At 34.7% G+C, this 14,334-nt stretch carries 8 protein-coding genes and 1 tRNA gene; 3 read left to right on the top strand and 6 right to left on the bottom strand.

The window, feature by feature from the left end; all coding sequences use genetic code 11:
• Positions 1-329: 329 nt before the first annotated feature.
• Positions 330-1,400, top strand: a complete 1,071-nt coding sequence (gene alr, locus ERCIKOCA2762_RS00395) for an alanine racemase (RefSeq protein ID WP_157988262.1) — start codon at positions 330-332, stop codon at positions 1,398-1,400.
• A 1,117-nt stretch (positions 1,401-2,517) separates the two neighbouring features.
• On the opposite strand, the gene folD is transcribed toward alr, so the two are convergent.
• Positions 2,518-3,390 carry a bifunctional methylenetetrahydrofolate dehydrogenase/methenyltetrahydrofolate cyclohydrolase FolD gene (folD, locus tag ERCIKOCA2762_RS00390; RefSeq protein ID WP_157988261.1) on the bottom strand — a complete coding sequence of 291 codons (873 nt, stop codon included), beginning with the start codon at positions 3,388-3,390 and terminating at the stop codon, positions 2,518-2,520.
• A 1,771-nt stretch (positions 3,391-5,161) separates the two neighbouring features.
• On the opposite strand from folD, the gene ERCIKOCA2762_RS00385 reads away from it, so the two are divergent.
• A tRNA-Arg gene (locus ERCIKOCA2762_RS00385) sits at positions 5,162-5,235 on the top strand.
• A 923-nt stretch (positions 5,236-6,158) separates the two neighbouring features.
• On the top strand, positions 6,159-6,962 hold the full coding sequence (gene rsmA / locus ERCIKOCA2762_RS00380) for a 16S rRNA (adenine(1518)-N(6)/adenine(1519)-N(6))-dimethyltransferase RsmA (protein WP_157988260.1): 804 nt from the start codon (positions 6,159-6,161) through the stop codon (positions 6,960-6,962).
• Positions 6,963-7,412: 450 nt separating this feature from the next.
• On the opposite strand, the gene era is transcribed toward rsmA, so the two are convergent.
• The 5 genes from era to coaE all read right to left on the bottom strand — a co-directional run bounded on the left by era (position 7,413) and on the right by coaE (position 13,454).
• Positions 7,413-8,315, bottom strand: a complete 903-nt coding sequence (gene era, locus ERCIKOCA2762_RS00375) for a GTPase Era (protein WP_157988259.1) — start codon at positions 8,313-8,315, stop codon at positions 7,413-7,415.
• On the bottom strand, positions 8,312-8,980 hold the full coding sequence (gene rnc / locus ERCIKOCA2762_RS00370) for a ribonuclease III (RefSeq protein ID WP_415017155.1): 669 nt from the start codon (positions 8,978-8,980) through the stop codon (positions 8,312-8,314). Before rnc ends, era begins: the two co-directional genes overlap by 4 nt.
• 181 nt (positions 8,981-9,161) lie before the next feature.
• Positions 9,162-10,118 carry a signal peptidase I gene (gene lepB / locus ERCIKOCA2762_RS00365; RefSeq protein WP_157988257.1) on the bottom strand — a complete coding sequence of 319 codons (957 nt, stop codon included), beginning with the start codon at positions 10,116-10,118 and terminating at the stop codon, positions 9,162-9,164.
• A 27-nt stretch (positions 10,119-10,145) separates the two neighbouring features.
• Entirely contained in the window at positions 10,146-11,945 is a 1,800-nt protein-coding gene (lepA, locus tag ERCIKOCA2762_RS00360; RefSeq protein ID WP_157988256.1) for a translation elongation factor 4, read from the bottom strand.
• 903 nt (positions 11,946-12,848) lie between these two features.
• Positions 12,849-13,454, bottom strand: a complete 606-nt coding sequence (gene coaE / locus ERCIKOCA2762_RS00355) for a dephospho-CoA kinase (protein WP_157988255.1) — start codon at positions 13,452-13,454, stop codon at positions 12,849-12,851.
• Positions 13,455-14,334: the final 880 nt, after the last annotated feature.

The following is a 14,334-nucleotide window of genomic DNA, read 5'->3' as shown; positions in this document are numbered from 1 at the left end:
ATAGAGACTCTAATACAGAAATATTTTACTATTGCTATTCTTAACCCATATGATCGCTAATTATATCATTATAAATGCACAATTATACTGAATCATCAATAAAATATATTCTCAGATTTATTATTGATAGTGCATTAAGTCTACTAAGGTTTAGTGTCTCTCACATGTATAAGATATGTCTGTCATCAACTTAACATGTGCGGGACGTATATTCTAATTCTCTAACTGCAAAATCTACTGATAGTGTTCTACAGTATACTAATATTTTTCATTCTAGGATTAGTAAAAAGAATTATCCTTAAAACTACAATATCGAGAAAGGATCGATTATGTCTCGTCCTATTATGGCTATAATTAATCAAACCGCATTACAAAAAAATCTTTCTATAGTACGCAATATAGCTTCTAGATCACGTCTGTGGGCGGTCATTAAAGCTAATGCATATGGTCATGGCATTGAACGAGTCTGGAAAAGCCTAAGTTACGCGGATGGTTTTGCTTTACTTAATATCCATGAAGCTTTATTACTTCGTGAAAAAGGTTTTCAAAAACCTATTTTACTACTAGAAGGATTTTTTCACCCCAATGATCTAACCATACTGCATCGATATCATTTAACTACCATCGTGCATAGTCAATGGCAAATAGAAGCATTAAAAAAAGCTCATCTATCATCTCCTTTAGATGTATACCTAAAAATAAATTGTGGAATGAATCGTTTGGGTTTTCAAACCAAAGATGTCCGGGCAGTTTGGCATCAACTGCAAAAATCAAAAAATGTAGGTATGGTCACCTTAATGGCGCACTTTTCTAAAGCAGAGTCTGTGCAAGACGTTACGGAATCTATGACAAAACTGGCTCAAGCTTCCAAAGGTTTGAATTGTAATATATCCCTAGCTAACTCTGCTGCTACCTTATGGCATCCACGCACACATTTTCAGTGGGTGCGTCCTGGAATTATATTATATGGTGTCTCTCCAGGTGGTTGTTTGAAAAATATTTCTAGTAGTGGTTTTTTACCTGTAATGACACTTAGCAGCAAAATCATTGCAATACAAAGACTGGTTGCAGGCTCACAAGTGGGATATTCTCATAACTACCGAGCTAACCGAACACAGAAGATTGGAATTATCGCCTGTGGTTATGCTGATGGATATCCGCATCATGCCCCTACTGGCACCCCCGTAATGGTCGCAGGAAGCATGACACACACCATCGGAGCTATTTCTATGGATATGATGGCCGTAGATCTAACAACATGCCCCCAAGCTCGTATTGGTAGCCTGGTAGAGTTATGGGGAAATAATGTGAGAATTAATGACGTAGCGTCAATGTCTGGCACGATAGGCTATGAACTAATGTGCGCTCTATCTTCACGAGTGCCAGTTACAATAGAGTGATCTTGATGTCTCCCCATAGGAGAAAATAGATAGTTTAGTAATATCCCTTAATAGTTTGCTTAATGCTCTGTGATGAATCTCTTTTCTATTTATAAAACACCTTCTTCATATCGCCTGTCTCGTGTATAGACATTCTTCTTCATGCAGAAATTTGCAATACTGTATTGAGGGTATTTCTCATACATTATAAAATTCTTGATGTCCCTAGCTTAGGAGAACAGAGTATGCGTTTTTTCTATCTTCTGCGTTCTATATATTTATGATACATAGAGATGAAGTAACGGATTTCTGCATTCGTTAGAGATCCAGGATACAACAATAATCTTATTATATCATCTTATAAATATAATTCTCCAAATCAATAACAAAATCAGGCCACACATGACTACATGCCATAACTGTTAAATGCTAATAAATCTTTATGTACTAATTGTGGGCGTAGCATTTCTTCATCGTAGAAGTCCGGATACATCATCTTGTTCAACCTATAGAACCCTACAAACAAACACATTTTGTGATTATATATTATTCGATATCTCTATGTTAGAGAGTTATGCAAAAGCATCTGTATACCATTTAAAATACAACGTCCCTTCTAAAAAATGATTATTGTGCAGCATACAAGTATTATTCTTATCACTATATAAACTGATCTTGCTATTCAACATGACTGGATATACCATAGATGGTAAAATACCCTGACCATAGCGATCACAATGAACAACCTATAGTATATGATGATTATACAACCCGCTATATGCGGTAAAGAAAACCGCCTGTGTATTGCAGCTGCTAAAAGCATATTACTCTATTTATATTATATTTAAAAAATTAAATATACGTTTCATGAGGATGTAATAAAACTCAAATTACTTATAAAATATAAGAACTTCCGCGACATACCACACGCACATTTATTTCATAATTAAAACTACTTATTAATAAAAAGTTTTTATTATAGTACTGTGTATGGAACTCAATTGTGCAAGTTTTAAACATTTCTAAGCTATCAAAATAAAAGCGCTTCTCTGCAGCATGCTACATAATCTTTTTTAAAAGATTGCTTTTTGGTACTCCAACCAAATCAACACAAAAAATCATTTTTTAGTGATAGTAGCTACGACGAACAAACATCCTTCTCGTGCTGTTCGCAAGCATATAAAGTATTCTGCATAAGTGTAGCAATAGTCATTGGTCCAACCCCACCCGGTACAGGAGTAATCCATTCTGCCCGATCCGCAGCCTCTTCAAACTCAATATCACCGACTATTTTACCATTGATTAAGCGGTTAATACCCACATCCACCACTATTGCCCCTAATTTAATCCAGTGGCCAGGTATAAATCTTGGTTTTCCTACTGCAACGATAAGCAGGTCGGCTTGCGACACAAAAGAGTCCAAATTTTTCGTAAAACGATGTGCAACTATTGTTGTACAGCCGGCTAGAAGAAGCTCCATGCTCATTGGCCTACCAACTATATTAGAAGCCCCAACTACTACCGCGTTTAAGCTACAAATCTTCAGTTGATAACGCTCCAGCAGCGTCATCACTCCCCGGGGAGTGCATGGCCGTAATAAAGTTGGCGCACGATTGCATAAACGACCTAGGTTATAAGGATGTAAACCATCTACATCTTTTAAAGGAGAAATGCGTTCCATTACCGAACCACGATCGATAGTAGTTGGTAAGGGAAGTTGTACTAAAATACCATCAATGCTCTTATCTTTATTTAACTCTGCAATTAAATTTAACAGTTGGATTTGCGTAACAGTGACAGGAAAATCATATAGACGGGTTATAAAACCAATCTTTGTACACGCCTCAATCTTACGAGACACATAAATCTTTGAAGCAGGATCTGAGCCTACTAATACAATAGCTAAACCTGGAGTACGTTTACCCATTTCTAAGCGTCTTTGAACGCAATGAAAAAGAGATCGAAGTACCTCCTGAGCAAGCTGCGCACCATTCATTATTTTTGCAGGCATGAACTCCTGTATCCTTCTATAATACACTGAGTATGATATATTAGTTATATCATATAACTGATTCGCATCATTATAGTACTGTAGCTGTATACTGTACCACTTACATGCTTATCTGTTGGAACCAGACAGAACACACCGTATACAAGGAAGATTATAATGTACACAGAATTACTTCTGAGTCTTTTTCAAGAAGATATTGTTTTTAGATTGTCCATATCTGTAAGTCATAACATTATCTAGGTTCATAGTGTCTATTATGGCGCTATATCTTCATATTTTTATACTAGAGCACACTAACTATCTTATGCTGGCAAGCATAGAATAAAAAAATTCTGCGCGTGATAACCATCATATATAAGAGATGTAATAAACAGTTGTTTTTGTTGAAAATAGAGATTATTAACCCTACTACGATGTTTTTAACGGCATCATTTCTCTATGTACTAATATCAACACTGTTAGTAATCCTCAATGATTTAATAAGCAGCTACATATTCTATGTCCGCGCTCTACACGTGTTTAAGTCGTCTATATTATATCTACACCATGTATCAACACACAAAATTGTTTTAAATGATCTTATTGATTTTCAATGACATACCACTGACGCATGTATACTAACACCATCACTATTGCATTTCATATTTTCAAAGTCTTCTGGCCCCTACACTAGAGATTGCCCGACAAGAACAACATATATAGAAATATAAAATTCTTCGACTTATGATATTATTTTATGATAAAAAAAGAAAACACCGATACATTTGTAGTATGTTGATCAATCAAAGAAGGAATGGTATGCTCATAAAAACCCATACAAATAATATACATTATTCACGGTGAAAAACTGATCTTCTATAATGTATGGCATGCTAATTAAGCAGATATTGCTTCCATCCTTATTAACTAACGTACTGACTGTCTGAAAATATAACGTTTACTGTGACTGACTGTATGAATACAATATAGTAATATTGTATTTACTATATTCAATAAGATAGGATCATAGCTTATGATGTTGTTAAAGTTAGAATATTTAATACAGCCAATACTCTCAAATCTACTGTTCGGACTACAAACTTTCAGAACCTATTGATACTTAACTACATTAATAAATCGTGAATGAGCAGACACGGAACTACCGTAAAATATCATCGAATAGATGCATTATCATACTGATACAGATAGATATGTTTTTAACTTCTATCAAAGCAAGCATATATTACTATAATATATTACGCACCTAAGAGAAACAACTCTAAAATAATCATAAGCATGATGGCTCCACTATGTGCTTTCTTTTCATGAACCAATAAGTAATATATGCAAGCACTATGCGTGAGTACATTGGTCATTTCCATTTACAAATGCGAGTATATATAAATTTTACAATGAAATAACTGAAAAAGATTTTGAGACAAATATGATAACAGAGCATCTCACTTATGATGACACGCTACATAGAAATAATAGATCATCAATTATCAATTATCAATCATCAATCATCAATATATTCACTGATGAGATATTCCATGGATATTGTTATATACTGTGTACTCTATACACTTTGTATAGCTCTATATGCATTGATAAGACATAAAGTTAAACATGGTCGTGTAGTTAATAACTAAAAAATTTTTAACACCATAAAAACTATATATTATAGTATCATTCATATGAATCAAGGTTAAGGAGTCAAGCAAAAAGCATAAATAGTTCTAGTAAACAGTTGACTGCTACTTGATTCACCGTATAATGCAGGCACAAATATGCGCCCTTAGCTTAGCTGGATAGAGCACCGGCCTTCTAAGCCGTAGGTCACAGGTTCGAATCCTGTAGGGCGCACAATAATCTTATTATCTCTGAAATATAGATGTTATGAAATCTCATCAATAAGACCTTGACTGACAAAGCACTTTATCATCATCTCAGACCATTGTTTCCTTAATTAGTTAGTTATGTGCTGATTATATTATAATCACAACCATCGCTGGTAGCGATAGGCATACAAAACATTCAACAAATACAAAAATAATTTTGTAAAAGCTTACATGATAAAAATCATATCACCATGTTATTTGCATAACCATATGAACTAAAAACCCCTATTTCTATCTAAGTTATGATTAGGGAGCACACTCAATAATATTTCATTTGTATGGATAGCTCAAGAAATTGTTACTTAAGACTCTCTTCTTACATTAACGCTGCAATAAAATGTGCTAGAATCACTCAGTTCAGAATAGCTGTCCGCGCCAATCACTCCACTTTTCACAAGATGTATATTGAGATATGTACCGCCGTACACCGCTATCAATATTCTGCTATCACAGATGATAGAATCCCTCAAAAGCTGCGTGGCACCACTGTGTCATGTAAAGTGCTAACGAAATCTTCCACATTATTTTTTGCGTCTTGCATCACAATAAATACAATTATTTCTCCATCTATGCTGACAATATGCTACCTTACTATAGGACCTCAACTAAACATATAGATATGCTATCTGTATGAGTCAAAAAAACTTCCTAATGCAGGTCCAATATATCTTTATATAAAATATTATACCAAAGCGATGTTATGCACAGTGTGTTTTCTAAAAAAGAATTCCATTATACTTAATGTACTACATAAAAATTGTATACCGCCAATCACTCAGTATAAACGTTAGTGCTACATATGGTAATATTGATTATGCACATGAAGCACTATTGTTTTTTATTTAATATTTTTAACCTATCAACTGATTCAGTGATATTACAATACCTATGACTAGTCATATATACCAGGGGCATTACGCCCGCAAACGTTTTGGGCAACATTTTTTACACGATCAGTCTATTATTGAGAATATTATTCGTGCAATTCAGCCTCAACATGGTGAATCCATGATCGAAATTGGACCTGGTCTTGGTGCACTAACAGTGCATATAGGAAGACTACTAAATGACCTAGTGGTGATTGAAATTGATCATGATCTAATCTTACGTCTACAAAATAACCCGCTCTTAAAGCAAAAGCTTACAATCTTTCAACAAGACGCCCTAACGTTTGATTTTTCACGGTTTGCAAGATCACAAACTCAGATATTACGTATTTGTGGTAACCTACCGTATAATATTGCTACACCGTTAATATTACATTTGTTTAATCATATAAGCGTAATCCACGATATGCATTTTATGCTGCAGGAAGAAGTAGCTAATCGTCTTTTAGCTCATCCTGGCAATAAATCCTACGGTCGTCTATCAGTAATGGCACAATACTATTGTGATATCTTGCCAGTCCTAAATGTACCATCTCAATCTTTCACTCCACCACCAAAGGTCAGATCGAAAGTAGTGCGTTTAATTCCTATACGACACTCCAAAGAATTGCCTAACCATATGTATTTACTATCTTGTGTTACGCGAGCAGCCTTTAGTCAGCGTCGTAAAACACTACGCAATAGTCTCTCTCACTTAATCCCTTCTGAAGTCCTTTTACACATGCATATTTGTCCGAAATTACGTGCAGAAAACATCAGTGTTATGCAATATTGCCAACTAGCACGTTGGTTAGGAAAAATCTAAAAAACATAATAAATGCGCTCTAAAAATATAACAAAATAATGATGTATATTAATAAAAATCCATCATGAGAAAGATTTTCATCTTTAGATCACTTGAGAATTAACCACCTGCTCGGGTAGTATCTTCACATGTTTTGTATGAACAGCCAGGTTATTTACCATACGAGAGTGCTATTGAATATGCTCAGTATAGTCGTCAGTAAAATAACTATTTTATACATCACATCATCGCATATAAACTAATGCTGATACCATCATTGTGATTTATGCTTATCTCAATAATAAATCAAGCCAATACCTTTCTGGCATTCTGTAAGCATTACCAGTAAATCAAGCATAACTATGCAAAAGCATATTTTTAACTGATAACATTAATAAATTTTCTCATGCTAGTATAATTGTATATCACCGAGAACTCGAACTATACTTGTTAGCCGCGTTTCACATCAGATTATAAATGATTGACATGCCCTAAATTATGTGATACAGAGATATGATCTACCCAGTTATCTTTAACTTTGACCCAACTTTCAAGGTAAACTTTTCTCCCGAATGCTTCTTCCATACTCTTTCGTGCAAGCGTTCCAATAATTTTAATTTTGCTTCCTTGCACACCAATGATAATCTTCTTATGACCTTCATTTTGTACTAAAATAAGCGCATAAATCATGAGCATACCACGCGTGTTAATAATAAATTTTTCAATATTCACTGATATTGAATATGGTAATTCAGCTCCACATCCACGCATAATTTTTTCACGCATAATTTCTGAAGCCATAAATTTCTGAGAGCAATTAGTTATATATTCTTGCGGGAAAAAATGTTTTTCTTTCGGAAGATATTGGCGTATCGTATTGTGAATCACATCAATATTATCCCCTGTTTTAGCGGAAATTGGGATAATACCTATGAACTTTCTTTTCTTATTTAAAGTCTGTAAGTGTGGCAATAAGAGACTTTTATTCGAAATCCGGTCAAGTTTATTTATCACTAATAGGATTGACTGTGTGTCAAGTAAATTGTTTAAAATTCTTTCATCGCTAGTAGTCCAACACACTCCTTCTATCATAAATATCACCAAGACGACGTTATTAATAGCATGAAGGGCATGACGTCGCATCATATTATGCATGATATTATTTTCTGGCGTGCATAATCCTGGAGTGTCAATATAAATAGCCTGATACCCTCCTGCATTGTGAACCCCAATAATACGGTGGTGAGTTGTATGTGGTTTGCTTGAAGTAATTGAAATTTTTTTCCCAATAAGCCGATTGAATAACGTCGATTTCCCTATGTTTGGACGTCCTACAATCGCAATAAAACCACAATAGGTAGGTTTTTCTGTCATTTAACACCTAGTTGAATTAGTGCTTTTTCAGCCGTAGCTTGCTCAGCTTGTCGACGACTAAAAGCAGTGCTTACTATAGGTTCTTTGATACCACTAACCTGACAATAAATAGTAAATTCCTGATTGTGTTCGGCACCCTCTACCTGTGATATCCAATAAGACGGTAATGGTAAGTGATGCCCTTGTAAAAATTCTTGTAATCGTGTTTTAGGATCTTTTTGTTTATCGCCTGGTCGAATAGTGTTTAAACGATGAGCATACCACTTTAGGATAACCTTCTCTATTGTTGATATATCACTATCTAAAAATATTCCACCGATTAACGCTTCCATTGTATTAGACAAAATAGATTGACGTAGATATCCACCGCTTTTCCATTCCCCACGACCAAGATACAAAAAAGACCCAAGATCAAATTCTCTTGCCAGGTCTGCTAATGTATAACCACGCACTAGAGTGGAACGCATGCGACTCATATCACCTTCATTCACATACGGGAAACGTCGATAGATGGCATAAGTAATCACATAGCTTAAAATGGCATCCCCCAGAAATTCTAATCTCTCGTTATTCTGACCACTAGCACTACGATGTGTTAGTGCTTGCTGCAACAACTCAATATTCCTAAAATCATAATCGATATTTCTTTGCAGCAACTGATACATTGTTGATAAATTCATATAAGACCACTAGCTAGATATAAGCATTATCCTTTTACCAAAAATAAATAAGCATTACCTTTTAAGTAAATAGGTATTAGTTTCAAAAAAGCATCCGTTTTCTATTTCATCACCACTAATACTAACTAACAAACACAATGTTCATTATGTAGATTACGGATCTATGTTAATGAATACTACCGAGATGATTGAGACGCCATCCTGTTGGCCATTGCCCCTGCTTTTTATCTAAGCTCATCCATACAGCGATGGCTTGACCAACTAAGTTATGTTCAGGTACAAAACCCCAATAACGACTATCTGAACTATTATCGCGATTATCACCCATCATAAAATACATATTCTCTGGAACTAGCCAAGTTATTGTTTTTTGTTTAATTGTCTGCTGATTACAATCTTCGCTCACATATCTCTCTCCGATCATTAACAAAATTTGATGCTTTACGTCTCCTAATGTTTCAGTGCGTATTACTAAATACGGGTCACCTATCCTAGGGTCTTTAAAAATTTGTGCATCAAAACTATTGCTAATGTCCTTATCTATAGAATCAATGAAAACCTGTTTGTCATGCTGACTAGCATCAGAGTAAGTCACCGCTAGTAAATTTTGACAATTCTTCTGATCAATACAGGCCGGTTGTACGGATAAAGTTTTTTTACAAGGGTTGTATGTGACTACATCCCCTGGTAAACCAATCACGCGTTTGATATAATCCTGGCTCTGATCATGGGGGTATTTAAAAACTACAACGTCACCACGTTTAGGACGTCCAGTGCTAATCCAGGTATTCTGTGTAATTGGATTTTTAATGCCATAAGCATACTTTTTTACTAAAATAAAATCACCGATTAATAAAGTAGGCATCATAGACCCAGAAGGAATCTGGAATGGTTCATAAATAAACGAACGAACCAATAATACTAAAAAAAACACCGGAAATAGAGATGCTATATTATCTATCCATCCTATCAATGTGTTCTTTTTAGTTCTCTTTATCTTGGTAGAGTAATGGTCTATATTTTGCAAACGTTGCATACGTACACGCTGAAGAACACTGATACACCAAAGTACACCGCTACTAATCGTTGCAATGATTAAAAATAATGTGAATGTATAAGCCATGTCTATGACCTCTAAAATTATAGAATTTTATTTATTGTCTGTATCGATATTCATCATTGCAAGAAAAGCTTCTTGAGGTAGCTCAAGACGTCCTATATTTTTCATACGCCTTTTTCCGTCTTTCTGTTTTTGTAGCAGTTTTTTCTTACGACTAATATCACCACCATAACATTTAGAAAGCACATTTTTACGCAACGGCTTCACCGTAGTTCGTGCAATCACGTTGTTCCCGATCGCCGCTTGAATAGCGATCTCAAATTGTTGACGTGGAATTAAACCAGTAATCTTTTTGACTAATTCACGCCCATAAAGCTGCGCGTGGTTACGATGAGTAATGAGGGACAATGCATCAATGCGTTCTGCATTCAGTATGATATCAACCCGCACCATACTAGAAGCCACAAATTTTTTAAAATGATATTCTAATGAGGCATATCCACGAGTGCTAGATTGTAGACTACTAAAAAAATCGAGTATTACCTCCGCTAAAGGTATCTCATACATTAAAGCGACTTGTTTTTCATGATAAACTATACTAGTTTGAACGCCACGTTTTTTAATACACAACATTATTACATTACCAAGACACTCCTGAGGAACTAAAATCTGACACTCAGCGATTGGTTCACGTAATTCTACGATGTGATGACCTAATGGTAGCTTAGCGGGATTATCTACATATATAATCTTTCCATCACTAGTGTGCACCTCATACATGACAGTAGGAGCAGTAGTAATAAGTGCGAGGTTATATTCACGCTCAAGACGCTCTTTAATAATTTCCATATGGAGTAAACCCAGAAATCCACAACGAAAACCACACCCTAAGGAAGTAGAGCTTTCAGGTTCATAGAACAAAGAAGCATCGTTGAGGCGCAATTTTCCTAACGCGTCTCGAAAAGCCTCATAAGAATGAGGTTCCAATGGAAATAACCCGGCGTAAACCTGCGGAGTAAATTTTTTAAATCCAGGTAATGCTTGACAAGCCATATTGTTTACTAATGTCAGTGTATCTCCAACTGGAACCCCAAAGATATTTTTAATCCCGCATGCTAACCACCCCACCTCGCCGCAACGTAACACATTGGTGTCTTTACGTTTTGGGGTAAAAATACCTAAACGATCGATTATATGTACCTGACCCGTACTCATCACCATCACTTTTTCTCCTTTGTGTACAGTGCCATTTTTAATACATATTAAAGAAACAACACCAAGGTAATTATCAAACCAAGAGTCAATGATTAGCGCTTGTAATGGACTGTCAGATCTACCGGCAGGAGGTGGTATATCACGTACTAAACGTTCCAGTATCTCAGATATGCCCATACCAGTTTTTGCTGAACAACGTATAGCATCTGTCGTGTCAATGCCAATAATATCTTCAATTTCTTTTAATACTCTATCTGGATCTGCTGCAGGAAGATCTATTTTATTCAGAACCGGGACAACTACTAAATTCATTTCTGTAGCAGAGTAACAAGTGGCTACTGTTTGTGCTTCTACCCCTTGCACAGCATCGACCACAAGAAGCGCGCCTTCGCAAGCCCCCAATGAACGCGAAACCTCATAAGAAAAATCTACATGCCCTGGAGTATCAATAAAATTAAGTTGATAAGTGTGACCGTTTTTTGCATGGTATGAAAGAGTAACGCTTTGTGCTTTAATTGTAATACCGCGTTCGCGCTCCAACTCCATTGAGTCTAAGACTTGATCGGCCATTTCACGTTCTGTTAAACCTCCACATAATTGAATTAAACGATCAGAGATCGTTGATTTTCCGTGATCAATATGGGCAATAATAGAAAAATTTCGTATATGATTCATGGGTATGCTGCTTACGCTTGTAATAGTTTGAAACTATATTCTAAAAATATATGGAAAATATTTAATTCTTAATTCTAGAAAATAGATCCTAATGTGTGTTAAAAATTATGTACATAAAAGACAATAAAGCCACTAATTTCTTCAGTGCTTAGAAAGGATATGACTATAAATGAGGATATGGTTACTGAACCTGAAAATAAATTATACACATAAAAATGTCGTTCACTATTACTAGTATATTCATATATTATAAGTATGTTACTAAAAATATCGCGTATAGGCTCAATTTCACTTGAATTTATACTGAGCATACAAAATATAAAATTTCAACCGTAATGCAATAAAATTCACTATGACTCTAGTTTAGTTATAGATATTGATCGGAAAATTCGCATTCCTGTATTAAGATTTATGGAGTATATATGACGGACGCTATACTAACATTTAGTAGGGGTATTCTACAGATAGACAGAGCACTTATACTGCTCCTTTTTACCTCTCTCTATATATCTAGGAATCAAGCTACTCCCTCATATACATTCACATAGTGGACCCATACAAAAAACCAATTCCAAAAAGCTCAAGTCAGATAGATTAAAACATCTATATTCTCACACTATGATAATTACCTCAATATGATACAGAGATCTTTAAAAAACCAAACTCAATACATTTATAAAATTTATATAAGTAATAATGAAATAAAAAAATAACACTATTTAAGGTACATGGTCTAAAAATAGAACCTGGTAGACTATCTACATGAAATACAAAGTGATTACTCTGCATACGGTAAACCAGTGCTTTTCAGTGCCCAAAAAAAAACAAACAGTAGTATCTATACATGCTGACCAAGAGGATATAAAACCATCATCATTCTGAATTAAACAAAGACCCAGACCACTAACCTGTAGCACGTGCTAAAGCGAGATAACGTTTATGCAAAATAGCTACTTGCTTCCTGAGCAGATCTAGAGACCCTCTATTATCTATAATATCATCTGCCATTGCAGTACGTACTGAAAGTCTAGATTGACTTAGAACAATCTTTTCCACTGCTTCGTGACTAATATGATCACGTTTAGAAGCTCTGATAATTTGGTCCATATAATCTACGTTAGTTAATAAAATACGATTTGCATAACATGTAAGATTATTTTCTACTAATAATGGCACAACCCACAAACACCATGCAGAGCGCACAAGTGCTAACTTCTTACGAGATACTCGGCGAATGATAGGGTGTAATAAATTGTTGATCCACAATCTATCATCTACAGAACTAAACATTTTTTGTCGTAACGCGGCACGATTTAATACACCATTCTGCATAAAAATTTCATCTCCAAAATGTGCATATAACTTTTGCAAAACTGGTTTATGAGCAGTCATAATCTCCCGAGCGATAATATCAGCATCAACAATATCTACACCCATCTGAGCAAACATATTTGCAACAGTGCTTTTTCCGCTACCAATACCTCCTGTTAACCCTACAATGTAACACATAAATTTTAGTTATCTCTAAAAGTTCTCAAAATATATGAAAAATCCATAGGTTATACACCGATATGAATTTTTCTCCTGTGATAGGAACAATCATGCTGTTACTAATTACGATCATGCAAAATCTATTAGTATTAATTTACAATGCATGATTACTTGTCACTGACTTTCTCATGATATCCAGAAGAAGTACTTTATTTACTCTCCGTGTTTCTTGTTGATAAACTTCGCATGCATAAAACAATAAAATACAAACTAAAATATTATTTGAAGTAGCATATACAATATAACAATCCCAAGTTTTCTAAATAAGATATTCTACCTATCAGTGAATTACAAACTCCTCTCTAAAATATTCTACTAAACACATTCACATGTATGAATAAACAAAAAACAATACATACAACATATGATGTCAAATCATAAGATTATCTATATCACATCTCTAATAGGTAATATGCGTTAATTAGGTAAGAGCGATCATACATATATGATCATTAGGAATTCGTCTAACTATTTATCACATCATTATTTATTTAACACTTAACACAATATATTTTGGATACAAAGGTCCTTCCGCTCCGTCATTTCTCTTAACATTATTTATTTTTTTAAACTGGCACAGCACACTAAATTAACATCACAAACTTAAGTATTTATCAAAATGTTATCCCCTAAAAACATCTAAAACCACACCTCGAACTCATAAGGATATAAATATTTTCTGTCCTAATGGGTGGCATAAAAACTTCTAATAACTTATACGAAAATACACTATATACATTCTTTTTTTAATCCATAACTAAGGCTGCAGAGGAAAATTATTTAGATATAAATGTCTGGCATAAATAACATTAGATATTAATTTCTTAGAAAACAAGAA

The sequence above is a fragment of the Candidatus Erwinia haradaeae genome, from assembly GCF_900698935.1.
Taxonomy (GTDB): domain Bacteria; phylum Pseudomonadota; class Gammaproteobacteria; order Enterobacterales; family Enterobacteriaceae; genus Erwinia_E; species Erwinia_E haradaeae_D.
Note: the sequence above shows the minus strand (reverse complement) of the source record. Positions and strands in the feature narration are given on the sequence as shown.